This window comes from Paenibacillus anseongensis (genome assembly GCF_009757995.1).
Classification (GTDB): Bacteria; Bacillota; Bacilli; order Paenibacillales; family NBRC-103111; genus Paenibacillus_E; species Paenibacillus_E chondroitinus.
The window spans coordinates 437,263-462,362 of record NZ_WSEM01000004.1 but is presented as its reverse complement, the minus strand read 5'-3'; the positions used below and the strand labels follow the sequence as shown (position 1 = coordinate 462,362).

Sequence of the window (25,100 nt, the reverse complement as noted above, 5' to 3'; positions counted from 1 at the left end):
GCTCTCCTATCGTTTCACAGTTTGGACAAGGCGTCTTGCTTCACCAAATGGCGTATCAATGATTTCATAGATCCGAAGATAGACGGTATTTTCCAATCGGTCCGCGTTAAAATCGATGGATTGTGCGCCGCTAACCAGCTTATTATCTCCTGTAAAGGTTAAGACCTTGGAAGCCATGATTCTGTTTTTGGCATCGGCGAACTCAAGTCTCATTTGGGAAAAGCTTTGATCAACGACGATTTCATCCTGAAGTTTAATGCCGAAATCCAGATTGTTTTTATACGAGTAGGGGACACTTCCTTGTCCCATATTGTAGTTAATTCCAATTGACCAATTATTCAACGTGACTTGGAAAGGAAAGAAGGCGGCATCCTTATCATCCGTCTCATCCATAACTTTCGTCTTGAATGCTGCAACTGGCAGGTTGTAGGGCTGTACACTTTTCCCATCCGTAATTTCCATGGCTAACTGCTCACCGTTTTCGGCATTCGGAATAATAAAGGAATAGTAGATGACGTAGCTTAGATTAGGAATGAGTGTGTCTACCTGCGTATTTTGTCTTGTACCCAAATATTTATTACCGCTGCTGCTTGTCAGGACCGTCTGAAAAAGAGGAACCTGCAAGGGGCTTTCACTCTTATTGAGCAGCTTGAATTTGGCCACAGCGGCTTTAAATCCGCCACCCGCACTTTCATAGACGCGAAGATCTACCATGGAAACACTGATTTCTGGCCGAATCAGCTTCGTTAAAGGGTCTATCTGAAGCGGTTTGTTCCACTCATATTGTGATAATTGATTCATAAAATACCGCACATCGTTAGCTCCTGGCGGTGTTATTGTCAATCTGCCAATCAGATATTCGGTATGTTTGTTGTCCTCACCCACAAAGTCTTCTGGCGTCAGGACCGACAAACTTTTCAAATCCATCTTATTTCTGATCGGAATGGCATAATGGACATAGTTCTCTTCCCCAGGTTCGAGGGTGATCGGATCTTTCTCGATTCGCTTTCCGCTGTAAATCTTATTCTCTGATTTGCCATTGATCCGGAAGTCAGGGATGTTGGTTTTCTTATCCCCCGTATTCTTAGCCAGCAATGCCACAATGGTCATAGGCCCGTCCGGTGTATTCTGTTCAGCAAGACTGACCGGCTTGTATGACAGCGTGCTGGACAGCACCGGGATCGTAAACGAATCTTCCCACGTCTTCGTCGTAGAAGGATCGGTAAGGACTGCCTTTTCACCCTTCCATTCTAAGTCTGAAATCGGCAGGGATATAATTTTCTTTTCTTGCTTGGGATAAACGAATTCATCTACATCATAGAAGGAAAGATCCGTTAATGAAAAAACATCAAAGCGCTCGATGACCGTCATATAACTAAGTTCTACCGTCTCTTTGGGCTGAATGTTTTTGGCATTAGCCTGACTTGGTCGCATGATATATTCCAAGCCCTCTTGCGTCTTGGCACGAACTTCATACTCCGGTACGCCCGTCAGGCGATCCCCAGCGTTATACAAACGTACAACCGTGCCGATTCTAGCTCCATCGGGGGTTGATTCGTTTAAAATACTTTTCACTTCTACCTTGATATCACTTGTCAACGAATAGCTTTTCACCGTCGTTGTTGATGCATATTTTTCATCGGCTGCTACATGAAAAGCTGCTGATGGAATCACGAGTGAAACGGATAAAATGAACATAACCATCGTATGTTTCCAATTTATTTTCAAGTCAAGTCACTCCAATTTTATTTATTGCTCTTCAATAGCCGTCATTTGAACTTTTTGTTTATTGCTTAACTGACTTGGACTCGTTTTTACGACCAGTTCTCCCTCTTTGAGGCCCGAGAGCACTTCTTGATTAGGCTCGTTCAATCTGCCTAGTTGAATGCTGCGCTTCTCTACGGTGTCTCCATTGAGCACAAATACGAAAGCATTGTCACCTTCTTTAACAATACTGTAGGTAGGGACGGTCACTACAATCTGGTCCTGCTCTTCCGTCAGTTGAAGCTTCAGCTTCATGCCAGGTTTCAATGCCAAATCTTTATTTGGCACTTCAAGATTAATTTCATAGGCCTTCGTTTCCGGATCGATCACTTTGGAGAGATAGCTGATGGCTCCCTTGTATTTCTCATTTGCTCCCACGACGAAATAAGAAAGCTGTGTTTTATTACCGATTTGGTTCGTTTCCGCTTCTGATAGCTGTGCTTTAATTTTAATCGGGTCCAGCCTTTGAATAATCCCGACCTTAGATCCTGCCTGCAGCGCCATCCCTGCTTCCATCGGCATCTCCGTCAATAAGCCGCTTACTGTAGCTCTCACTTCAAGGTTTTTCATCGATTGGTCAAGCTGCTGCAGGTTAACCTGAGCATTTTTGAGCTGCGCGTCCAATTCAGGAGAAACTTCCTGCGGCTCTACAGCGCTTAGCTTCTGTTTAAGCTGATCCAGATCCATGCGGGCACTCATCATTTGAGTCTCCATCTGGTAGAGCTGAGCTTTCGTAACCAGTCCGATATCATAATCGTTTTTCATTTTATTGTAATTTCGCATTAAACCAGTCATCGACAGTTCCATCTTCTGAATGGCATTGCTCATATCTAACTTTTGGTTTTGCGTCTCTTTTTTAGCTCTTATTTTCGCTTTTTCTATTGCATCCTGAGCCGTTTGTACAGCAATAGCCGCGGTTTCTCTCTGTGTCTGGAGATCGCCGGATCTCAACCGGAGAATCACATCGCCTTCTTGAACCATATCTCCGCGTTTTTTCAAAATTTGATCAATATCTCCGGATGCCTTGGATGTAATATCAAATTGAGCTGATGATTGTGCTTCTGCCGCACGTTCCAACGGATCACCGATTTTTTGTTTAATGACCTTGAAAGCTTTAATGCTTTTCGGCGCTTGATCACTGTACATGGAATTGCTGTCTGCATTGTTCACTGCCGTATCCGAGCACCCGGCCAATATGCCAATGCTTAAAGTCAAAATACAAAGGGTTCTCACGACTTTCGGTTGCTGCTTCCGCCGTTTTTTTCTCATACGTTATAGACTCTCTCCCCTTACTTTGATTTCCCGCAACGATTAAAGGTACGACGACGCATGATCGCTTTTCACTTCATTCATGACGACACCAATTAAATTCACATTGGCCAGATGGAGCTCTTCTTTCACTTTCTTGGCGATCCCGCGTTTGACTTTACCGGATTTGACGATAAGGAGCGTCCCATCGCACTTTGTTGCCATAATTTTGGCATCCGTTACTGTTAGAATGGAGGTTGTGTCCACAATAACCATGTCATATGTCGCACTAAGCTCTGCCAGCAAGACATCCATTTGATGGGATGCCAATAGGCCGGAAGGATTTTGAGGCGCAGGACCCGAGGTTACGAATGATAAATTTTCAATATAAGATTCCCGTACGATCTCGTTCCATGTACTTTGATTAGCCAGATAATTGGTCAGCCCTTTAGCATTATCCTCACGAAACGTTAAGTGAATAGATGGATTTCGCAGGTCGGCATCTACGAGCACCACTTTCTTGCCCGTTTGTGCATACGCAACGGCTAAATTAATAGCCGTCGTTGTTTTCCCTTCACCTCTGCCTGAAGATGTGACGGTAATCGTCTTTGCTTCACGCCCGAATACCGAACAATCGATATTAAATCTTAAAGATCTATAAGCTTCGGATGCCGGAGAGTTAGGATTCTTTTGCATCGTTATGGAAGAGTCAGTGGATAGTTTTGGCATATGCAATATCCTCTACTTTTTTTCTGGATTTGTTTTTCTGCGCCGCCCTTAGTGCTTTGGTTTTCACTTTCGGTATGTAAGCTAAGGTTGAGAGTTCAAAAGCCTCTCGAACATCCTCATCCGTTTTCAAAGTATCATCTAAAGCGTCCAGCAGAAGAATGATACCAACTGTAACAGCGAGCGATGCAACAAAACTAAGAATGATGTATTGATTTGACTTTTGATTCACGGGTATAGGATTGTCCTGAACTTTGGCTCTATTCAGGATGGTGATATTATCGACCTTCATAATTTTGGGGATCTCTGTTTGGAAAACATCCGATACGGCATTCGCAATCTTCACCGCTCGATCATGGGAAACATGTCGGGCCGTAATCGACATCACTTGCGTTTCATTGAGGTTCGACACATTAACAATAGAAATTAATTGGTCGGTGGATACGTTGAGGTCAGGGTAGCGTTGAACGACTTTATCCATAATTGCCGGGGTTCTAATGATTTCTTTGTAGGTATTAATGAGGGCCATATTAACACCGATGGCTCCATAATCGATTTGCTCCGTGCCTAGTTGACCCTGTTCAGATGTTTTGTTGACAATCAATTTTGTCGAAGCCTGATAAATCGGAACGTAATTGGCTGTCGTATACATGGCGGTTAGAAGGGTACAACCACATACAATTAATGCAATTAGCCACCAACGCTTCTTTATAATCATCAAATAATCTTTTAAATTAATTTCCATGTTTCCCCTCCGTGAGAAGTCATCTTTTTCGAAATTCAATGATACTATTTGTATCTTAATTCTATTACTACTTTAAGATACTTTTCGTATCATGTCAACAAAATATTCCATTTCTAAGTTCCAAAATGTATCACTTAAAATGCGCATAAAAAAAAAGAAAAGCACCTCGAAAGGCCTTCTCTTTTTCTTAATTCATCCCTACGGATTTCACTAAATTCTTCTCACTTGTAAGCCCTGAAACCATCAATGCTTGCTGCAAAAGTAGTGCCAGCAGCCGGCGCATCGAGCCAATGCCAATTTTGCTCATAATATTCGCTAGGTGAATCTTGACTGTTTTCTCGCTGATGCAACAGCTTTCAGCAATTTCCTTGTTTGTGTACCCGTGAGTTGCGATCAGGGAAAGAATTTCCGATTCTCGCTGCGTCAGCCCATAATTCGTGAAAAATTGTTGCAAAACTGTATTCTCTGCGTTTGAATTATGCATCATACAACAACTTCCTTTATATGAATGTGGCGTTCTCGGCTAAGGTCTACAAATGCTTCATCGACTCTTACAAGTGGATTTGTATCATCTGTAGGATTGATATAGACGACTTCCGCCCATCGACCATCCGTCAATTTCACTTTCCTGCCAACTAAACTTCGAATGATATTCTTAAGAAACACGGATACGATATGTGGATCCAACTCTCCAAAAAGACCTGCGCGCATCTGTCGCACAACCTCGTAGAACGGCATCATCTCATGATAAGGTCTATTCGAGGACATGGCATGGAAGACGTCGGCAACAGCAACAATCCGGCTCAAGCGATCGATTTGGCTATCTTTTAAACCCATAGGATATCCACTTCCGTCTGCTCGCTCATGGTGCTGCAAGGCAACAAGTGAAACCCGGTAGTTGACTCCAACGGTCTCCCTCAACATGTTATAGCCCCGAATGGTATGTTGTTTCATGGTGTTAAATTCATCTTTTGTTAATTTCCCCGGCTTTTGGAGAATGTCTTGCGATATTTTAATTTTACCAACATCATGCAAAGTAGCTGCTAGCGTCAACAAGGCTATCTCTTTATCATCCATCTTAAGCCACTTACCGATTAGTGTCGAAAGTACGCCTACTCCGACATTGTGCTGATGCGTGTACTCATCTTTGGCTTTAACAGCTTCAAGTAATTCGAATAAATCAGGATGTTCGGCAGCTTGCTGAACAATAGGAATGAGTTGACTCTTAATTTCAAGCAATGGGATTTTATTCTCTGATTCCATTTGCTCGAATATTTTCTTGGCTAGCTGAGAAGCTTGCTGTACTAGGATTTCTGAAGAATCTTGGGTGTCGGCGACGACTAGTTCCTGTTCCAGTTGCTCTTGGGGATTTGTCGTAATAATGTCCATGAAGTCAATACGATGCTGTCTAAATAAATCTAAATGCTCTGCCGTAAGAACGGTTAAGCTTGGTGCCAGTACAAGCCCATAGCTCGTTGTTACATCGTATTTCAACATTTTCCCCGTAAGTTCTTTCAATTAACCCCGCCCCAATTATTTCAAAATATAACCAATTTCTATTATATACGACAAATTAGGTTCCAACCATGGGAGGTAAATCCCGTATTTTTCCTATATTACTAGGAGAAAAAGCCTAGGGCTTTCATAAATCAAAATATAATTAGGACTAATGGTATAGTTTGGCAAAATCTCTCCTCTAGACCAGTTCTAACCGTGACATTCGTCTAGCCTCCTGCATATAGTAAGTATCGACTAATCCGCTTTAACCTAAGGAGGAACTTACATCCATGACTTCAAACAAAAAACAAGAGACTCGGCAATCGGAACGGGAAACTGACGTATTGCAGCAGCCCGAAATTAACCCTGCGTATGCGGAAGCCTATCCTCAAACCGCGCCTTATGCATACGGCTATCCTGTACCGCAAGCCTACGCTTGGGTACCTGTATATGACACACGCATGTTCGGCCTTCCCGGCTTGCCTGGCATGGGCTTGCCTGGATTCCCAGGGCAATCTGGATTCCCAGGGCAATCTGGATTCCCAGGGCAACCTGGATTCCCAGGGCAATCTGGATTCCCGGGGCAGCCTGGATTCCCAGGGCAACCTGGATTCCCAGGGCAACCTGGATTCCCAGGGCAGCCTGGATTCCCGGGGCAACCTGGCGTGCCAGGCGGCAATGAGCAAGCGCCCACATCGGCTCCGCCTGCGTATACCCCGCAAAAGCCGCAATCTTTGGCTGGTTCTACATTCGCAGTAGATCCGGGTGGCATTAGACGCTGCATGTTCCGCTTTACCTATGTATGGCTAAGCAATGGCCAGCAGTTCTGGTATTATCCGACTTTCGTCGGTCGTAATTCCATTGCCGGCTTCCGTTGGAATGGTTTCTCCTGGATGTTCTTCGGAATCGATTTACGTTTTATCGAGTCCTTCACATGCTAACAGAGCAATGAATGCAGAAAGTCCGACACACACGTTAAGTGGATGTCGGACTTTCTGCTTTACACGGCGGCTGTGTAGACCGCCATCCCTGCCAGGCCCGGATCGCCAGTAACCCGTCGTACCTCCATACTCAGTACGCCGGCCTTCACGGTGATACTGTAAGGGCCATATCTGGCCCAGTTGTTTAAAGCTAATAAACCGATAGGGACTGTTGTTACCTGCACACCTTCAAGAACCACATCAAAAGAAGATGAATTTGCTTGAGCACTTTCAAGAGACCAAACATACACTTGATAATTGCCATTGGACAGCGCTTGAGCAACCGTAAAACTGGATTCTGAAGCATAAATTTTAGAATTAAGCATTACGCTTGAAACGCTGTCAACAGCTGGAACCGGTGTAATTGCCGGCGAATTGACGTAAGTTTTGCTATTGGAGGAATACGTGAATAGAACATAATCTCCCGCTAACCATGTTTGCTCATCCATCGTGACAGATGCTCCTCCGAAATTAATCCCACGAACAAAACCCGTATAAATGGCATCCGTTGTCACCGTGAGCGGTGGCGTAAAAGCAGAATTATTCCCCGCAGCATCTTTTGCTTTTACTAGAAAACGGTACGCCGTATTCGCCGTCAGACCCGTGACCGTAAAGCTAGTCGTGGTCGTAGTTCCCGCCAAGATTGTGTTATTCACGTAAACTTCGTACCCCGTAACGCCAATATTATCTGTGGATGCCGTCCATGTCAGTGTAACCGAAGTCATTGTCTTGGAAGACGCCGCCAAATTCAACGGCATTGTCGGTGCTTGCGTATCCGGAGTCGGTGTTGTGGGGATATTGACCTTACTTCGATTCAACATTCTTTCTACGGAAGTCGAGTATAAGGCATTTCGCTGAGATGAGGTATTATAGTCATATAAATAATTTGCCCACTCCATAAACCATACCCATTTGGGTTGCTTCGTAAAGGTTGAGCTCGGGAATAATTGGCCGATTTCTGCAATAGCAACCGGTTTTCCACCTGAAATAGCGACGAGACCATCATAATATTCCTGCTTAAAGGGTTCACTGCCATACATATATAAATCCGTTCCTAAAATATCGCATTTGCTTGTCCCTACGAAATGTGTCAAGTAAGGGTTGATGTCTGAACTCTTAGGCGCATTCGCATTCCAAACCCAAAGCAAGTTATTTAAGCCGTGATAATTCGTAAACCGGTCATACATAATGTCCCAAAGGAGTTTAAAATTTTGCTTCTTCCCCCACCAGAACCAGTTGCCGTTCATCTCATGGTACGGGCGCCATAGAACGGGAACATCGGCATCTCTCAGCTGTTTCAAAAAAACCGCAACCTTGTCATACTCCGAGATCAGCCAATTGTACTCTGCTGTTCCTGGCGTGCACACACGGTTGAACTCCGCATCCGTCGTATTCCTTTGCACGTTGGACCAGGCGTAGGTTGTGAGTGGATAATTCTGATGCCACATCATGGTCACGAGACCGCCACTTTGAACATATTTCTTTGCTGCATTCGTTACATTTTGCCTTTGAGATGTGACCTGCGCTGCTGTCTGGCCGGAAATAGGCCCCATCTCGTACCCGGCGATACCCGGGTAATCACCGTACAGCTTGTTAATTTCATTGACATAACCACTCGGGTCCTCCAGCCAGTTATGAATACCTGTTAATGTTTTGGAACCTGATATCGCATACAAATAATTCAAAACATCAACGGCTCTCTGGCTAGCCTTTGCATTAATCGGAAGCATCCTCCTACTCACCTCGCAATGTATTCGTATAATGGCGTACATGTTCTATGAATCTAGCAAGTTTTATGACTGCCATACTCCTATACTATGTATCTTTAGCACTATTTGCGTAGGTTACCTGTAGGAAATTGTAGAAAATACAAAAAAACCTCTAATACATCGAGAGAATCTCTCTCGAGAGCTATTTCCTGTCAGAAATCGACAAAGAAAATAGAACTTTTTGAATATAAAATCCGCCGTGACAGGACGTCTTCAATCCCATCTTGCTGACTCCCTTAACCAGCCCTTCAGCTTAACGATCTCCGTGCCCGCCAGCATCATAATGCCTACCCCGTGATTATCGTTCGTAACGGTAAGCAGATCCTTTTTGTAATAATCCGCTGTAAAAGCGTACCGTGAGCCGCTGCAAACGCCGTGCACGTTACCCTGCGCGTCAATGGCATACCGCGTTAAGCCGTCCCAGGCTTTAAGCGCAGCCTGGATGTACCGCTGCGGCTCGGCAAGCCAGCCAAAGCGGACGCCTCTGGCAAACGAATACGCAAACATCGCCGTACAAGAAGCCTCTTGATACGCATCAGGGTCATTCAACACCTGATGCCACAGTCCGCTTGCTGCCTGCAGCTCGGCATAGCCTGCGCACAGCTCGTTAAAGAAGCGGACAAGCTCAGCGCGAAGCGCATGATCTGCCGGCAAAGCCTCCAGCACCTCGGTCAGGGAGAATAAGGTCCATCCGTTGCCGCGCCCCCACGGAATCCTTGTCGGCATCCCGTATTTGAAATCAAATACGTGGGACATGATCCGCTGCTCCGGCATAAATAAGTAGTTCCGGAATAACAGGAACTGCTTCGCCGCCTCATCCAGCGCTTCGCGATTTCCCGTTACCGCCGCATAGCGGCACAGGAACGGCGTGCTCATATAGAGGTCGTCCGCCCACATGGTATTCTCCGAATACTCATCCTGACACACCCGATAAAAGGCTCCGTCTTCTTTCCGCTCCAGCTGCTGAAGCATGAACTCGGCAATCCTGTGGGCAATCGGCAGGTAACTCGCATGCTGATCTTCTTTATACGATTCCAACATGGCCGATCCGAATGATCCGCAGTTGTCGAGCATTTTCATCATGACCAGCTGCTGATTGATGGCCGGGAACCCGTACTGCTCGCGGTCCCATAGCGAGTACTCAAACATATCCGTACAGCTTTGAACATGCTCCAACGCGTACGAGAGAATATCTGGCCGTTCCAGTAAACGGCCGGTTTGCAGCAGCCCGTAGATGGTCACCCCGAGCGGATAGTCCCAGCGGGCAAAGTTAGTCACATTGCCAACGGTCCATTTATTGCTCAGCATGGCGTTCTCATAATAGGGACGAATCCACGTCTCCGGACGGTCTAAGCGCCAATAATTGCCTGCAAAAACTCGCTTCGTCGTAGCGATTTCATTCTCGTTCAGTTCCACATTGGCTTCAAAAGGACCCAAATAGAGCCAAACCTCATCCGAGCCATGCACGTCCACAGGCGCATGGAACGGTACCTGCTCTCCGCCTGCATAGGCCTGCACGGTGAAGCCCCACGAGCGCGACGCCTGTTCGCACTCGCTGCGGATGACCATATCGTGTTTGCCGAAGGCAAGCGGCACTTCCACTTCGAAGCTGCCCGCCGTCTGAACTGAAGTGACCTGATGGCCATTCAGCCAAACCGTCAGCGGTCCGCTTGTGCTCCCTTTTAACACATAAGGAGCTTTGCCGATGGCGGTAGCGTTCAACTGGGTCCAAGCGTAAGCCCGCTTGCCTGGCTGAAGGCCGAATAAGCGCTCGCAAACCTGTACAGCCAGTTCCTCTTCCCTCCAGTCGGATTCCGGAAGCCACTTGACGCCCTGCTCCTTCTCGGAAGAGATCGCTGCCGGCAGCGGAATTTCCTCGAACAGGTCAGCATCGATCGGAACGGAATATACCCACCCTGCCTGGCCCGCTCTTTCGGCAAAAGGAGAACGCACATTCAAAATTCTAACTTTGGCTTCATCCGATCCGAATAGACATCCGAATCCCGCTGCCGTCACCCTCGCTTTTATGAAAAGACGATTCCAGCCTTTGACGAAATTGAGATTCAACTTGACGGTCGCATCCGGTTTCAGCTCATCTATAACGTTTGAACGGTAGGATAGCTCATCATTAAAGTAAAACTGAATCGGACCCAAACAACGCATCAACACGTCCAGATTCCGGTCACTATCACTCCATACTAGCGAGTAAGCATAAGAAATTTGCCCCTGTTTTGCTTCTGGGAATCTGTGACGAAGATTGAGATCGAATAAGCCCTCGTCATTTTGCAGAATACCTGCTCGGTTGAACGCCCTAAAGGCAAACGGTACAGGCGGATTGGCTCCGATATAGCGATCAGCAAGCACTTTCAGCGTGCGTTTTTCATCTTGGCCTAAACGGGACTGGATGCTCTCTTGTTCATTGAAATAGGTGGTCATCTCTCCACACTCCTTTCTACAGCAGTCTTACTGTGAAGGTTCGGTCAAACGGCGTCACCAAGTTCACATGGACATATTGGCAGCCTGCCGGGTGCTGATCTTCACGAAGGATAGGCAATAAGTGTTCGAAAGCTCCTGAAGATATTTCAATGCTGTCTTCCTCCACCCGATAGGTCACAGATCCGCTTTTGAGGAAATATTTCCCGTCGCCTGCTTCATGCAGATCTTCTCCTTCTACTGCTCCTTCATTGCCCAGAATAAAGGTTAGCTGCGTAAAAATGTCTTCCCGCTCATCGGAATGTATGCGCACCGTCCAGTCGGACGAATTTTGTTTAATTTCCACCTGCAGCTCATGGGTTTGCAGATGCGTCATCGGCCGGTGCTGATGCGGTAGCAAATACCACGGACTTACCGGCCCTTTCGCTGAAAGGGGAAGATGCTGCTGTGGAATAGGTCCATTGTAGCCTTTTTCCATAACGACACTTAGCCGATAGACGCCATCTTGGGCGGTTAGCTGATCAAATTTAACGATACCCGGAGAAAAGGACGTGGACAGCTTAATGCCCAGCAGCCTGACTTTCCCATGACGAAGCGAGAAAAAGGACGGTGTTTGCGGCATAATCGTTATGCTCTTCTCCTTCTCGCGAATACGCACCACCGGTGCTCCGAATGCTAGATGCATAGAGCTGTGCTGAATTTTCAGATGATGGCCGACAGCATCAATTAAGCCCAGGTGCTCATTCATAGGATGATGCTGATTCAGCATATAAGCATATTGATCGGGAAGTTCGACGCGTTCCAAGTCACGGATGGTTTCTTCTACTTCCGGGTAAAGCAGCACGTGCAGCAGAGCGTTATTATTTACGCCGTCAGGACGCTTGACGAAACCAGCGGCATAATCGCACATGGCGGCGAAGAGCGGGTCCTTGTCATGTGCAGCCATTAAGAGATAAATCGTATAATAGGTAGCCATATCATAGGTTTGGCCAAAATCCTGCCGGCCCGAATAGTCGGTTACCACTTCACCTGACGGATGGATGAGGTAGACCATCATCCGCAGATTCCGGCGCACGCTGTCCAACAATTCGGGACGATGCAAGACGCGAGCCGTATGATACAGCGCAACATTGCTGACGGCATTATAAATGCCGTTGCTCCGCTCCGTCCATTCGCCATCTGCCGTAATGTCCAGGCCTTCTGCGAGCCATTCATCCGCTCGTGCGAGGAGCTCGGGCTTTTTGAAAATATCATACAACTGGGCTAAGGCAGCCGTAAGCACCCATCGATGATTCGGCGTATGGCAGCCGCCCGTCAGCATGGCTGGTATTGTTCGCTCAAGAAATAGCTTTAATTTGTCCGCTATTGGCTGCAGGACCGACCAATCATGACCAGCGAGCAGCTGATAAATCTGCGCTACGCCGCCAATTACGAAACCGGTGTCAGGCGGAGAGTTGTAATTGGTTGACCCCAGCGAAATCGTCCCGTCCGGATGCTGCCTGTTCAGCATGAACGCTGCTGCTAGTTCCAAGGAAGCTGCTAATGTCTCGCTATGGTAGAATCGGGAGTCTGGATTCACCAAGGCCGCTGCCCAGGCAGCAATATAGACAGGTGTACTATGATGACTAGCACGCGCAATGCCCGTCTCATCAATAATTCCGCCGTAATACTTGGATGCTGGATCAAGCACTTGGCTTTGAAGCGCAGATGCTGCCAGATCGTCGTTATTTTCCACCAACCGCTTATATATGAAGTCCATGTGTATCACCTATTGCCCTTTCCCGGCCGCTATTTTACTTGTGATCAGTCTGTGGCTCTCCTCAATCTCATCTGGTTGACATACAGCCTTCAACTCGTACACTTTAACCTTGGCAATGTCGATAGCCTCAAGGAAATGGTCAAAGAAATGCAGATCTTTGCTATGTACATAAGGGCACCAATGATCGGAAAGCCCGAGTGTTTCATGAATATGAACACCGTAAATATACGGCTTAACTTCCTCCAGCTCCTTCAAATTGTCGTACAAACCCATTCGATCCATCATCATGGCGTGACCGATATCGTACCAAAGGCGAACGGGACTTCCCCCCAGGTTGTCACAAATCGTCTTGGCTTCCATCAGCGTCGGCATCTGATACGATCTCGAGCGCGTTTCGATGCCAATCGCGATATTCCATCCTTTTTTCGCTGCATAATCACTCACTTCGTCCAAGCTTTCCTGAATCCGTTTCGTATACCGAGGACTGAGCCTCTCGCGCCTTTCCAGCATATTCTGCCACAGCCCTTGATACTCCGCCGACGCCCTTCCATGCTCCTGATAAAGCTTCTTCAAATCCAGATCAATATTATACTCAAAAGGGACTTCGCCAGGATGTACGACTACAGCTTTCGCTCCATAGCGGTTAGCATACTCCATGGATCGAATGAGCAGCTCAACAGAGCGTTTGCGCTTCTCTTCGTCATCAAAGCCCAACATCACGGAATCGGTATCATAATCCTTATCGTCGATGAACGGAAATACATTGTGCACACTCGAAACGCCTATTTCCCCTTTTTCAATCATGGGTTCAATGGTTTTCATCATCTCTTCAGTCACATTGTAATTCAATTCTACATATCGAAAGCCGAGCCCCTTAATTTCCTCCACCATCTCCCGGCCAACGGTATGTTTCTTAATATTCCAGCACGTTGAAAATGAATATTCCCCTTTGTCGATCATCCTTATGCCTCCTTCTATTATGGCAAAGACCAGATCACCCTTCTTCCATATGCAGGGGATGAACTGGCCTTTCTGCGGAAATGCCGCCTTATTCGGTAAGATCTCGCAAATAAATAGCTGTGCCCGTCTGTGCCGATTGCGTCGATGCTTCCATTAAACGTGTTAAATCAAGCGCTAATTGAATGTTCTCTGAAGCTGTTGTTTGGTTCTGTATATGTGACACCCACTGCTCGAACGGAGTCGGCGGACTCGCCGGAAGTTCCTTGGCCACTTGCCATTCTGCTGCTGCCTCACCTGATAACTTGGAGCTGCGGATATAGACCCGATCATCGGCGCGAGAATACTTTATGCTTCCCTCGGTCCCCTGCACCTCAATGTCGAATTGCGAGTAGCTATTTACAAATCCCGCTTCAACAATCCCTAGTGCTCCGCTTGGATAACGCAACGTAGCTACAGCACTATCCTCTACTTCGCGCCCCGTGATGTAGCCGAAGCTTGCGCTGACGCTTTCCGGCAAACCCAGAAATAAGCGGGTTAAGTACATCGGATGGCAGCCAAGGTCCATCAAGGCTCCTCCCCCGCATGACTTCAAATCGAAGAAGTACGAAGGCAACGAGCCATTCGGATTTTTCTCTGTCGGGAGTGCGCCATTATGAGCAAGCCGGATGCGCACCGTTGAGATCGTGCCAAGATGGCTTTCATGAATAGCCTTCATGATGCTTTGGGTAAACCCGGTGTATAACCGCGGCAAAGAGACGGTGAGCTTCACCCCAGCAGCTTCAACCGCCGCTAGTATTTCTTTGCATTCCTTTGTTGTAGTGGCAACAACCTTTTCTGTAAAAACATGCTTACCCGCACGAGCCGCGGCGATAATTACATCGCGGTGCGCCGTTGTGGGTGTATCCACAATAACCGCATTGATCTCAGGATTTGCCAAGAGCTCCTCCAGTTTCTCATAAAACCTGACGCTGAACTCATTGGCATTCTCTCTGCCACGCTGCGCATCTTCATCCCAAACAGCCACGATTTCGGTGTCGGGATGCTGACTTGCCATACGTGCGTAATCTTTGGCATGAACATGCCAAAAGCTCAACATCGCAACTCTAATCATCGTTTGAGACTCCTTTTCCGATCTTTTTTCGATCATTTAGTCAAAATATACGGCTTTTCCAGTTCGATTCGATTCATATATCGCTTCAAGTATTTCCGATACGATGCAGGACTGCTCTGGCGTTACGATCGGCTCTTTATCATGCATAATGGCATCAATCCATAGACGAATTTCCTTATCCTGCATGCTTTCTTTCTTGCCTTCGTAGAAGTCTGCGCCCTTGGCCTCAAACTGCAACTGGTTCACATATAGACGGCTATGGTTCTCGCCATTAATGCGCAACCCGTCCTGCATATCCGCTCCCCCTTCGGTACCGCAAAGCGTACACTTCGCTTCCTTGGTATCGAGCGTATTGAGCGCCCAACTGGCCTCCACCATAATGGTCGCCCCATTTTTCATGACAATCATAGCGAATGCCGAATCCTCAACCTTGAATTTATTCGGGTCCCACGGTCCCCATGCATTAGCGGCGTTCTCTTTGCGTGACAATTTATGATAAGCAGTGCCAAGCACCACTTTAGGTTCGTAGTTATTCATCAACCAAAGGGTTAAATCAAGAGCATGCGTACCGATATCGATCAGCGGCCCTCCACCTTGTTTATCTTCATCCAGGAAAACACCCCAAGTAGGGACGCCGCGTCTGCGAACGGCATGAGCTTTCGCGAAATAAATCTCGCCCAAATCTCCGTTTTCAACGACCCGTTTCAAATACTGACTGTCTGCGCGGAAACGATTGTTGTAGCCAATCGTTAATTTTTTGCCTGTCCGCTTGGCAGCTTCCACCATACGGCGGGCATCCGCAGCTGTTTTCGCCATCGGCTTTTCGCACATGACATGCTTGCCTGCTTCCAAAGCAGCAATCGAGATTTCCGCATGCGTATCATTCGGCGTACAAATATGTACAACATCAATCGCTTGATCTGCCAATAATTCGCGGTAATCGTCGTATACTTTAGCACCGGGAGCGCCAAATTTCGCTGCTGCTTGGTGTGCGCTTGCCGGGAAGATGTCGAAAAAACCGATGATTTCCGCTTCCGCAACCTTGCTCAAGCTAGGCAAATGTTTCCCCGTTGCGATACCGCCACAACCGATGATAGCTACTTTAACTTTGTTCATTATAATTTCCCCCATGATGCAAGATGCTGGACACCGATGAGAGGCCTGAACGCGCAGGCAGCTTCATCGGTATCCAGCCCTTCTTCAAGAATGACTTACTTAACTGTCTCCATCTGTTGTTTCGCGATAATCATCGCATCCTTAGCCAGGAATGCTGTATCTTTATTCTCTTGGTACCATTTGTTCATGAAATCCTCGAGCTGTTGACCGCCTGCTTTCGCCCAAGCCGCTTGTGAGTCTTTGATTGCTTGCTCCGGCGTGTACTTAGCACCGCTAAGAATGGCTTTCACGAATATGTCGCCTTTTTCTTTCAATATCGTGGTGTTAATGACTTGCAGATCTGCGCTGTACACCGGCATGTGGTCGCCTAAAGCAATTCCCGGATATTCTCTTTGCGGATCAAAATAGAGCTTCTGCACTTCTTTATACATATCCATTCCTGCTTTTTGCGCTGGTACTTCAGCATTGAAACCATTCAGTACATACGTACATTTATCAACGCCCGATGAGAAGAACATGGTATAGTCGTACGCATAGCTGACTTCGTTCTTGGACTTTGCAGGATCTATCGCTTGCGGACAACCATTGGGAGCTTTCTTCCAGTGTGTGCCTTCGTCTCCATTGACAATTTTATTAGCGGTTTCCGGCTTCATAATAAAGTCAAGATAGCGGCCAACGGCTTCCGGATCTTTCGCTTTAGCGTTCACAACGGTTGTCATTTGAACAGGGTTATCAATGGCGCCAGTAAATGTCCCAAGCGGTGACTTCGGATAACCTAATGGAGCTACTTCCGCCCCAGGCGCGTTTTTCTGCAGTGTCGTAAGATCGTTCATGATAAAGTCATACCAGCCGCCTGTAAACTTCACATAAATGCCGATCTTCCCATTCAAAAAGTCCTGTTTCGCCTTGGCGCCATCTTTATCGTTGATATAGTCTTTGTCGATCAGGCCTTCATCGTAGAGCTGCTTCTTGAAGGTGAGAGAAGCAAGCTCTTTGTCCCACGCACGGACAACTTTGCCATCCTTCAGATCCCAAGCCAGCAGCGAGCTCGAGGAGCTCTCGCCGAACATCTCATTGATGGCTTGCTCGGAATACGTGCTCATATTCAGGCCATACGTATCTTTTTTACCATTCCCATCAGGATCTTGGTCAGCGAATGCCTTAGCCACTTTCAATAACTCATCCGTTGTCGTCGGCATCGCCAGATTCAATTTCTTCAACCAATCGGTCCGAATCAGCAAAATATGGGCCGGAACCGCCTCTTTCACCTTACCGATCTCGTACAGCTTCCCGTCAGGTTTCGTCCCCGCTTTTTTCAATTGCGGATATTGATCCAGCAGTTTCTTGTATTCAGGCATATATTGCAAAATGTTATCAATAGGAAGCAGTTGTTTCTGATCGTACAAACTTCCTCGAAACGGTGTGTTGTACTCGTTGACGATATCCGGAGCGGAACCCGACGCAAACAGAACGTTCAATTTCTTGGTTGAATCACTGCGGAGGATAGGAACATACTTCACGTTGACAGGTCCGTTTTGATTAATCCATTTACTCCAGCGATTCTCTTCATACGATCCTTCGGATGCAGGTACCGCACCCCGATCGTACATGGATACCGTCACATCACCACGCTTAGCCGGTTTCTCTTCACCCGGTTTGCTGCTTGTCGTCGCTGCTGTCCCTTCTTTTTTGTCACTGCTGCAGCCAACTAACGTTGCACCAAGCGCGACAACCCCTACGGTGATTCCAAGCCACAGTTTCAAGTTTTTCATGCGCATTTTCCCCCTGCAAAATTTTATAGTGAAGTTTTGTTAAACGGGAACACCAACGATTTTTACCCCTTTACGGATCCAAGCATGACGCCTTTGACAAAATACTTCTGCAAGAAAGGATAAATCACCAGCATCGGCACAACCATCACAACAACACCCACGGCTTTCACCATCTCTGTAGCAACCGCTGCTTGCTCCTCTGTATTCAGGGAAGGAGAGTTCAACAAATCGTTTTTTTGCAGCATGGCTTGCACAACGACCGTCAAATTCATCATATCGCTTTTATTGATATACATTAGAACACTCATGAACGCGTTCCAATAGTTAATGCCATAAAATAATGCCAGAGTCGCCAACATCGGCAAGGATAAGGGTAAAATGACGCGAATGAGCAGTGCGGTGTCACTGCATCCGTCAATGCGCGCAGCTTCCTGTACTTCATAAGGAATATTCTCAAAATAGCTTTTCATCAGCAGCATGTTGTAAGTGCTAATGAATCCTGTCAGCCATAAGGACCAATAGGAATCGATGAGATGCATGTTTTTAACAACGAGATAAGTTGGAATTAAACCACCGGCGAATAGCATCGTAAATACCATGCCGAGAACCAGATAGCGACGAGCGAACAAATAGGATCTGGACAACGGATAAGCCGCTAAAATGGTGCCCAATAAACTTAATACCACGCCAACCACGGTGATGAAGATGCTATTTTTGAAGGCGTTGAAAGCCGGGCTTGCGATGAAGAAAATTTTATAGGCCGTGAACTGCAGTCCTACCGGCCAAAGGAAGACATGACCTGAATCTACAGATGACCGATCGCTGAGCGATAACGCTATGATATGAATAAACGGCAGGATGCAAGTTAAGGCAATGAGTGCAAGCAGTACGTAATTAACTGTATAGAAAATCTTTTCTCCTCTTGTCGCTTTCACTACATGTCCTCCTCTCTAGAACAGGGCTTGATCAAATTTTTTGGCAATCCGGTTAGCGATCAACACGAGACTGCAGCTAATGACCGATTCGAATAGTCCCATCGCCGTCGTTAAGCTAAATTGCGAGCTGCCTAGCCCTATTTTATAAATGTAAGTACTGATAACCTCCGACACGTCCGCAACGGCAGCGTTCTGTAAGTTATAGACCTGATCAAATCCAACTTCCATAATTTTGCCCATCGCTAATATTAGCAATAAAATAATGGTGTGCCGAATGCCGGGAAGCGTTACATGCCACATCTGACGCCACTTGGTAGCTCCATCCATACAGGCTGATTCATAAAGCGACGGATCAATGGTCGTTAGAGCAGCCAAGTAGATGATGGTACTGAAGCCCATTTCCTTCCAAATGCCAGATCCGATAAAAATGCTTATCCATGAATGCGACTCATATAAAAAAGTAATGGGTTCCAAATCGAACAGCTTGAGCACCTTATTGATGGAACCATAATCGGTTGCAAATAACGATAATACGATACCTGACACAATGACCCAAGAGAAGAAGTGCGGTAAATAAATGATCGTTTGCACCCATTTTTTGAACCACGACTTCCGGACCTCATTGAGCAAAACAGCGAGGAAAATGGGAACCGGGAATCCGAGCACCAAGCTTAGAAAGCTCAGCCAAAATGTGTTCCAAATGATTTGGAGCGTGTTGGAACTGGAAAACAACAGGTTAAAATTCTTTAGTCCCACCCAAGGGCTATTCCAGATGCCATCTGTAAAGTTATAGGTTTTGAAAGCGATAACAAGTCCGCCCATAGGCCAATATTTGAATATCACATAATAAGCGATAACTGGAATCAGCATGATGAACAAAGGAATATTTTGTTTCAATCGCCTGCTCCGCTTTAAAGAAGCTGTCTTGTGCAGGTTCACTGATGATGAAGTGACAGGGGGTTCTCCGATTCGACTGCTCATGCTTGCTCACTCCCTAATTCGTTGGTATGCATCCTATCATACCCGGGTTCGTGTATCAAAACCCTTAAAAAATTATAGAAGATTCTATAAATTCATTTGGTCATGTTTGAAAGCGATTTTTAAATGACAGAAATATTGTATAATGTCCTCAGCAACGTTATGGCTTGCAAACTATAAGCAAATTGGGGAATCTGAGATGCAAATCTGGCGACAACTACTCATAGGTATCAACCGCAGCTTTCGAATCAGACTCATTATTAGCCTGTCCGCCATCATTTTACTTGCCTTCGGGATTACCGGTTATTTGACTTATCAGTATAATCTGAAATTATTCGAAGAGGAGATCAGCAAGCAGTTTTCCCGCACGAATGAAGAGGCTTTGGCCAAAATTGAGATGAAGGTTCAGGAAATTGTGCGCGTATCCCAGACCGTAGTATTCAATCCGCAAATTGAAATGCTCATCAAACGCATCAATTCCCAAGAGGATGCCGATGCCTTTAATCTGTATTATGATAAAAAGCAAATTGAAGAGCAGATTTTCCAAATCAAATCAGACGCGCCTTATATTACAGGGATGTATCTGTATGACTTAAACGGAAATCCTTCTTATTTCAGCTATACGACTTCTGCGATTAAAAACTTGGATGATCCAACCTTTCAAACGATCCAGTCCAAACTAAACGATACCTATGGGAATCTGGCCTGGATGAGCATGCCTCTGCCCAGCTCCATTGAACCGAGCGGCTTCAGGCAAACCATTATTATCGCCAGGCTGATGAAAAATAGCGCTTTGCAAACCTATGGTGTTCTCGTCATGGCGGTGGATGAATCCTTTTTTGCCGGGATATTGAAAGAGTTAATCAAAGACGGTACAGGCGAAGTCTATTTGTACAACGAAAACAAGGAATTGCTCTACAGCAATTCCACGCTTGAAACAGCGGAGAAAGCCCAGATGCTGCAGGATATGAGCGAAACCCGTGTGATGAACAATCATCTCTATGTACAGGGGATATCCAAAGCGACATCCTTCAAGCTTGTCAGCTCAACCTCCCTTTCCGACATTCAAGTTAAAAATAAAATTTTATCCAAACGTATTGCGTATACCGGCTTCATCAGTATTTTGTTAACGAGCATCCTTATCGTCATCTCAACAGGCAAACTCTTGAGACCAATCAAGGATCTGCTGCTTGGGCTTCGCAAAGTACGTTCCGGTGACTTCAGCGCCCGCATTGAAATCCGTACCAAAGATGAACTCGCCTATATGGGCGAGAGCTTCAATGCCATGGCTGAGCAGGTCGGCAGGCTGATTACGGAAGTCTATCTCACGCAGCTAAGCGAAAGAGAAGCAGAGCTCAAAGCGCTGCAGGTTCAGCTTAACCCTCATTTTCTACACAATATGTTCAATGAAATTTATTGGAAGCTTTATTTGCAAAATGAAAAGGACACCGCTGCCTTAATCGCCACCATTTCGGAAATGCTCAAGTACTCCCTGATGCCCGTTCGGACACTGACAACCGTGCAGGAAGAATTTCAACAAATTCGCAATTATGTGAAGCTGCAAACCGAACTATTCGAACCTGATTTGGAAACGATTATCCAAGCGGATGAGCAAGTGCTGGACAACGAGATGATGCGTTTCCTTCTCCAGCCTCTCGTAGAAAATGTATTCGTACATGCCTTTCGGAATAAGGTGTCACATAAAATCTTGGTTATTCGAGCTAGTCAGCATCTTGAACATTTGGAAATTGAAGTGACCGATAACGGCTGCGGTATGGATGAATCCGCGATCGCAATCCTGCTGGGGCCGAAGGGGACTTCTCTGCCTCAGCGCTCGGATGGACGGGAACACCTTGGCGTTCGCAGTGTTGTTAGACGGCTGGAGCTCGTTCACGGGCAGCCTTACCGGCTCGAAGTTGAGAGCGTTGTGAATAGCGGAACGACGATGCGCCTCATCCTGCCTAATCACCCAACTAAAAAGGAGCTGAGCCAGCATGCTGAAGGGTAACGTGGTCATCGTGGAAGATCAGCCCAACTTCCGTAGGGGCTTGATCAAAATGTTCGAAGAAGGGCAAGTTGGCTGGAACGTTGTCGGGGAGGCCAGCAATGGGCAAGACGCGCTGGCCTTGGTAGATCGGGTCAAGCCTGATCTCGTGCTTACGGACATTCGCATGCCTGTCATGGATGGGATCGAATTTGTAGGGCACCTAAGGAAGCATTATCCGGATCTGCTGGTCATCATTCTTACAGGCTACAAAAATTTTGAGTACGCCCAGGCAGCCGTCAGACTCGGAGCCCTCGATCTGCTGATCAAGCCTTGCACGGAGCAAGATGTCATGCAGGTCATGAATAAGGCTTCCGAGCGGTACTATGAGAAATACGCGCAACAGCAGCAACTTCTCGCCCAGCGCAAATTGCAGCAGGACCAAGAGCTGCGTGCAGCTTTATTAGATCTGCCTTCGTCTTACGCAGCCATGAAAAACATGGATGAGGTTCTTCTGACGAAGGAGCTGTGGCTGCTTCAGCTGAACAGCGAAGACTTGGCCCTCAAAAACTATGGCAAAGCAGACCTTAGCTTAATCCAATTCGCCTTCTCCAATATCGCCGAGGAGCTGTTGAAGGGCGCCGGCCTTCCCGCCAGGCTCCTCTTGGTTGAACATGATCGTTTCGTCGTGGTTGCCGACCATCCTGGGCCGGACGAAAGCTTCATCCAAGCTGTGCAGGATGCTTCTCTCGAATACTTGAACATTCGTGTGAACGTTCAACCTATGGGTGCGGCTCCCCCTTATAAGCAGCTGGCTGAATTCTATGGCCAGTTCAAGAGTAGTGAGTCCCCCTCGGATTCTGACGGCGAACGAATCGATAAAGAAGCGGGTACAGGCTCAGGCATGACACTCTCCTTAAATCAGGCGAAAGTCAATGAGTTGGAAATGAAGCTGATGTCCGCTATTCTGATCCCGCAGGAAAACGCGCTGCAGCAGCTTCTCAATCAGCTGCTTGCCGATCTGTCCCATCAGCCGCCTGAAGATATGAAAATTCAGGCGTTAACGCTCTCGATTGCTTTGCTGGGAACCATTCAGAAACAGTTTGATCCCGACGGTCATGAAGCGACGGCAAGAATACCGACCGATATGCCGCAAGCCCATTGGACGGTGGAGGAAGTCCTTCGCTGGGCAGACGCACAGGTGAACAACTTCCTGCTTCTGTTCAATAACTGGCAAGCGTCCAAGAGCGACAACGTTATTGAGAAAGCTACAAAGTACATCGAGGAGCACTACAACGAGGAGTGCCGTCTAACGGATGTAGCCGCTCATCTTCACCTCAACTCCAGCTATTTTAGCGTGCTGTTTAAGAAAGCAACCGGGGAAAGCTTTACTCGCTTTGTGACCCGTCTGCGCATGGATAAAGCCGCCCTGCTGCTGCGGAACACGGATATGAAAATATTCGAAATCGCTTGCGCCATTGGCTTCGACGAGCCGAACTATTTTACCAACGTATTCAAGCAGCAATTTCAAATGTCTCCCAAGGAGTATCGGAATCACCGGTAACAAGGGTGTCGTTAAATCGACATCCTTCTCTCAAACGCTTAAAAAACGCTAAAAAAAATCATCAAAAATTAACGAAATTCGTGACATAAACCGACATATATTGAATCCAACTTCGTTTATAATCTAAAAATATGAAGATTGCCAATTCTATACAAGAGTCGGGAGTGTTATCCGTTGGTCATCAAGATAATCAAACATATAGGTATCCCCTTTATTTGTTGCTTGACCATGGTATCATCCATAGCAATGGGGAATGCACCAAATACCACAGCAGTCATCCTATTAGGCTGCGCTTTTTACCTCAGCATCGCCCTCGAGCGAAAGCTCCCTTTTTTACCCAACATCCAGTTTATCTTCCTCGCGCTGTTTCATTGGTCCAGTCATCTGAATTGGTGTTTGCTGCTGTATTATATGCTGATCGGCTTTTCTATACAAAATGGGCAGAAGTATACCTACACCATGCAGAAAGCACTCATGTACATCGGTTTATATACGTGCATACGTTTATCCTATGTGCCATTTACCACTTACAATCTCTTAGTTTCGATCTACGATATTGCAAGCGCCATTATGTTCGTGCTGCTTGTCCAATATGTGATTAGATCTGAGTCAGAAAAGAAGCGTTTACGCGAAGAAAAGGATTATCTCACGACGCATGACCCGCTGACAGGGCTATTGAACTACGAAGGCTACGTAACCACCGTTGAAAACTTAATGGTTAAGCGCTTCAGTTTTGTTTTGGTACTGTTGGACTTTCAGGATTTCAAGTCGGTCAATTACGAGAATATCCATAACGGAAATGAAACCTTGAATCAGATCGCGTTATTGCTGGGCAGCATCTTCTATGATTCTTATGCCATATCCCGTTACGCGGGAGACCGGTTTGCCATCATTTTACCAGCGAAAGAGAACCTTATTTCTAATATTAGCGAATCCTTGAATTCGAATATTTTAGGCTTTCAAGTGACTTACAGCTTTGCCGAGCACCCTCTTGAGGCTGCAACGAAGGAAGAACTCATCTCCTTGGCCGAGGAGCGCTTGTTCAAAAGCAAACGGGAAATATGGCTCAAACGAGAGGAGCATTTATTCCGCTCCGAGAAAATGAAGATGATTGGCGAATTGGCGGCAGGGATGGCGCATGAAATTCGAAACCCACTTACAACGATCAAAGGCTTCATGCAAATCGCGACCAAAAGCCAATACAATATCCAGCCATGGCATGAATTAATTATGAGTGAAATCCGTAGAATGAATGAGCTGACCGCGGAATTCCTGCAATTCTCCAAACCGCATATCAGCAACATGAAGCCGGAGTCCATCACGGAGTGTCTGGATCGGGTTCTATCATTAGCGGAATCGGATGCGCTTTATCGCGGACACACCATCATTTTCGAGGATACGAAAGAGGCTCTTTATATCTTCATCGATCGGGATAAAATTGTACAAGTCCTGCTGAATTTGATCCAAAATGCATTCGAAGCGATGAAGCATCCCGGCGATGTTCACGTGCGCATAAAACAGGAAAATGAACTCGCGATCATTGAAATCGAAGATTCCGGTGAAGGCATGTCCGAAAGCGAAATGGAGCAAATCTTCAATCCTTTTTATACCACCAAAGAAAACGGGACAGGTCTGGGCCTCTCCATTTGCCAAAAGATCGCCGTTGATCACGGCGGCTCGCTGGAAGTGAAAAGCGCCATTGGCCTAGGCTCCATCTTCAGCTTTAAGCTGCCGACGGTCGACGTTTAGCAGCGGCTCC

General features: G+C 46.6%; 19 protein-coding genes. 4 read left to right on the top strand and 15 right to left on the bottom strand.

What is annotated here, in order from left to right; translation table 11 throughout:
* Positions 1 to 6 precede the first annotated feature (6 nt).
* From GON05_RS04055 to GON05_RS04030, 6 genes are all read right to left on the bottom strand, one after another.
* Positions 7 to 1,728, bottom strand: a complete 1,722-nt coding sequence (locus GON05_RS04055; protein ID WP_157317918.1) for a hypothetical protein — start codon at positions 1,726 to 1,728, stop codon at positions 7 to 9.
* A 21-nt stretch (positions 1,729 to 1,749) separates the two neighbouring features.
* Entirely contained in the window at positions 1,750 to 3,033 is a 1,284-nt protein-coding gene (locus GON05_RS04050) for an efflux RND transporter periplasmic adaptor subunit (RefSeq protein WP_157317917.1), read from the bottom strand.
* A 42-nt stretch (positions 3,034 to 3,075) separates the two neighbouring features.
* Positions 3,076 to 3,741 (bottom strand): CpsD/CapB family tyrosine-protein kinase, encoded by a 666-nt coding sequence (locus GON05_RS04045; RefSeq protein ID WP_157317916.1) that lies wholly within the window; start codon positions 3,739 to 3,741, stop codon positions 3,076 to 3,078.
* Positions 3,722 to 4,483, bottom strand: coding sequence for a YveK family protein (locus GON05_RS04040; protein WP_127455414.1), 762 nt, complete (start codon positions 4,481 to 4,483; stop codon positions 3,722 to 3,724). Before GON05_RS04040 ends, GON05_RS04045 begins: the two co-directional genes overlap by 20 nt.
* A gap of 187 nt (positions 4,484 to 4,670) precedes the next feature.
* Positions 4,671 to 4,970 (bottom strand): response regulator transcription factor, encoded by a 300-nt coding sequence (locus GON05_RS04035; RefSeq protein WP_157317915.1) that lies wholly within the window; start codon positions 4,968 to 4,970, stop codon positions 4,671 to 4,673.
* A complete protein-coding gene (locus GON05_RS04030) occupies positions 4,967 to 6,001 on the bottom strand; it encodes an HD-GYP domain-containing protein (protein WP_157317914.1) in 1,035 nt (344 codons plus the stop codon). The genes GON05_RS04035 and GON05_RS04030 overlap by 4 nt, the downstream gene beginning before the upstream one ends.
* Before the next feature lie 467 nt (positions 6,002 to 6,468).
* Between GON05_RS04030 and GON05_RS04025 the strand changes: the two genes are divergently transcribed.
* Positions 6,469 to 6,921 carry a collagen-like triple helix repeat-containing protein gene (locus GON05_RS04025; RefSeq protein ID WP_157318066.1) on the top strand — a complete coding sequence of 151 codons (453 nt, stop codon included), beginning with the start codon at positions 6,469 to 6,471 and terminating at the stop codon, positions 6,919 to 6,921.
* A gap of 59 nt (positions 6,922 to 6,980) precedes the next feature.
* On the opposite strand, the gene GON05_RS39630 is transcribed toward GON05_RS04025, so the two are convergent.
* From GON05_RS39630 to GON05_RS03980, 9 genes are all read right to left on the bottom strand, one after another.
* Positions 6,981 to 8,690 carry a glycosyl hydrolase gene (locus GON05_RS39630; RefSeq protein WP_276509475.1) on the bottom strand — a complete coding sequence of 570 codons (1,710 nt, stop codon included), beginning with the start codon at positions 8,688 to 8,690 and terminating at the stop codon, positions 6,981 to 6,983.
* Positions 8,691 to 8,942: 252 nt separating this feature from the next.
* Entirely contained in the window at positions 8,943 to 11,165 is a 2,223-nt protein-coding gene (locus GON05_RS04015) for a glycoside hydrolase family 88/105 protein (protein ID WP_157317912.1), read from the bottom strand.
* A gap of 16 nt (positions 11,166 to 11,181) precedes the next feature.
* The gene (locus tag GON05_RS04010; RefSeq protein WP_157317911.1) at positions 11,182 to 12,921 is read right to left on the bottom strand and encodes a hypothetical protein; all 1,740 of its coding nucleotides are present in this window, start codon (positions 12,919 to 12,921) and stop codon (positions 11,182 to 11,184) included.
* Positions 12,922 to 12,930: 9 nt separating this feature from the next.
* On the bottom strand, positions 12,931 to 13,881 hold the full coding sequence (locus GON05_RS04005; RefSeq protein ID WP_157317910.1) for a sugar phosphate isomerase/epimerase family protein: 951 nt from the start codon (positions 13,879 to 13,881) through the stop codon (positions 12,931 to 12,933).
* A gap of 88 nt (positions 13,882 to 13,969) precedes the next feature.
* A complete protein-coding gene (locus GON05_RS04000; protein WP_157317909.1) occupies positions 13,970 to 14,992 on the bottom strand; it encodes a Gfo/Idh/MocA family protein in 1,023 nt (340 codons plus the stop codon).
* 36 nt (positions 14,993 to 15,028) lie between these two features.
* Positions 15,029 to 16,108, bottom strand: a complete 1,080-nt coding sequence (locus GON05_RS03995; RefSeq protein ID WP_157317908.1) for a Gfo/Idh/MocA family protein — start codon at positions 16,106 to 16,108, stop codon at positions 15,029 to 15,031.
* A gap of 95 nt (positions 16,109 to 16,203) precedes the next feature.
* Complete coding sequence (locus GON05_RS03990) at positions 16,204 to 17,880, bottom strand: type 2 periplasmic-binding domain-containing protein (protein ID WP_246238792.1); 1,677 nt, start codon at positions 17,878 to 17,880, stop codon at positions 16,204 to 16,206.
* A gap of 62 nt (positions 17,881 to 17,942) precedes the next feature.
* Complete coding sequence (locus tag GON05_RS03985) at positions 17,943 to 18,815, bottom strand: carbohydrate ABC transporter permease (RefSeq protein WP_181646631.1); 873 nt, start codon at positions 18,813 to 18,815, stop codon at positions 17,943 to 17,945.
* A 15-nt stretch (positions 18,816 to 18,830) separates the two neighbouring features.
* Positions 18,831 to 19,796 carry an ABC transporter permease gene (locus GON05_RS03980; RefSeq protein ID WP_157317906.1) on the bottom strand — a complete coding sequence of 322 codons (966 nt, stop codon included), beginning with the start codon at positions 19,794 to 19,796 and terminating at the stop codon, positions 18,831 to 18,833.
* Between the two features lie 142 nt (positions 19,797 to 19,938).
* Between GON05_RS03980 and GON05_RS03975 the strand changes: the two genes are divergently transcribed.
* The 3 genes from GON05_RS03975 (at position 19,939) to GON05_RS03965 (ending at position 25,090) form a co-directional block, all read left to right on the top strand.
* On the top strand, positions 19,939 to 21,801 hold the full coding sequence (locus GON05_RS03975; RefSeq protein WP_157317905.1) for a cache domain-containing sensor histidine kinase: 1,863 nt from the start codon (positions 19,939 to 19,941) through the stop codon (positions 21,799 to 21,801).
* Positions 21,788 to 23,341: a response regulator transcription factor gene (locus GON05_RS03970; protein ID WP_157317904.1), complete on the top strand. Its 1,554-nt coding sequence runs from the start codon at positions 21,788 to 21,790 to the stop codon at positions 23,339 to 23,341. The genes GON05_RS03975 and GON05_RS03970 overlap by 14 nt, the downstream gene beginning before the upstream one ends.
* Positions 23,342 to 23,569: 228 nt before the next feature.
* Positions 23,570 to 25,090, top strand: coding sequence for a sensor histidine kinase (locus GON05_RS03965; RefSeq protein WP_246238791.1), 1,521 nt, complete (start codon positions 23,570 to 23,572; stop codon positions 25,088 to 25,090).
* The last annotated feature ends 10 nt before the right edge of the window (positions 25,091 to 25,100 follow it).

What these genes read in the sequence shown, in the direction of transcription:
- GON05_RS03990 (WP_246238792.1), bottom strand. Translation starts at nt 17,880, where the DNA reads ATGAAAAACTTGAAACTGTGGCTTGGAATCACCGTAGGGGTTGTCGCG.
- GON05_RS03980 (WP_157317906.1), bottom strand. Translation starts at nt 19,796, where the DNA reads ATGAGCAGTCGAATCGGAGAACCCCCTGTCACTTCATCATCAGTGAAC.
- GON05_RS04045 (WP_157317916.1), bottom strand. Translation starts at nt 3,741, where the DNA reads ATGCCAAAACTATCCACTGACTCTTCCATAACGATGCAAAAGAATCCT.
- GON05_RS04040 (WP_127455414.1), bottom strand. Translation starts at nt 4,483, where the DNA reads ATGGAAATTAATTTAAAAGATTATTTGATGATTATAAAGAAGCGTTGG.
- GON05_RS04005 (WP_157317910.1), bottom strand. Translation starts at nt 13,881, where the DNA reads ATGATCGACAAAGGGGAATATTCATTTTCAACGTGCTGGAATATTAAG.
- GON05_RS04000 (WP_157317909.1), bottom strand. Translation starts at nt 14,992, where the DNA reads ATGATTAGAGTTGCGATGTTGAGCTTTTGGCATGTTCATGCCAAAGAT.
- GON05_RS03965 (WP_246238791.1), top strand. Translation starts at nt 23,570, where the DNA reads ATGGTATCATCCATAGCAATGGGGAATGCACCAAATACCACAGCAGTC.
- GON05_RS03995 (WP_157317908.1), bottom strand. Translation starts at nt 16,108, where the DNA reads ATGAACAAAGTTAAAGTAGCTATCATCGGTTGTGGCGGTATCGCAACG.
- GON05_RS03970 (WP_157317904.1), top strand. Translation starts at nt 21,788, where the DNA reads ATGCTGAAGGGTAACGTGGTCATCGTGGAAGATCAGCCCAACTTCCGT.
- GON05_RS04050 (WP_157317917.1), bottom strand. Translation starts at nt 3,033, where the DNA reads ATGAGAAAAAAACGGCGGAAGCAGCAACCGAAAGTCGTGAGAACCCTT.
- GON05_RS39630 (WP_276509475.1), bottom strand. Translation starts at nt 8,690, where the DNA reads ATGCTTCCGATTAATGCAAAGGCTAGCCAGAGAGCCGTTGATGTTTTG.
- GON05_RS04010 (WP_157317911.1), bottom strand. Translation starts at nt 12,921, where the DNA reads ATGGACTTCATATATAAGCGGTTGGTGGAAAATAACGACGATCTGGCA.
- GON05_RS03975 (WP_157317905.1), top strand. Translation starts at nt 19,939, where the DNA reads ATGTCCTCAGCAACGTTATGGCTTGCAAACTATAAGCAAATTGGGGAA.
- GON05_RS04015 (WP_157317912.1), bottom strand. Translation starts at nt 11,165, where the DNA reads ATGACCACCTATTTCAATGAACAAGAGAGCATCCAGTCCCGTTTAGGC.
- GON05_RS04025 (WP_157318066.1), top strand. Translation starts at nt 6,469, where the DNA reads ATGGGCTTGCCTGGATTCCCAGGGCAATCTGGATTCCCAGGGCAATCT.
- GON05_RS04035 (WP_157317915.1), bottom strand. Translation starts at nt 4,970, where the DNA reads ATGATGCATAATTCAAACGCAGAGAATACAGTTTTGCAACAATTTTTC.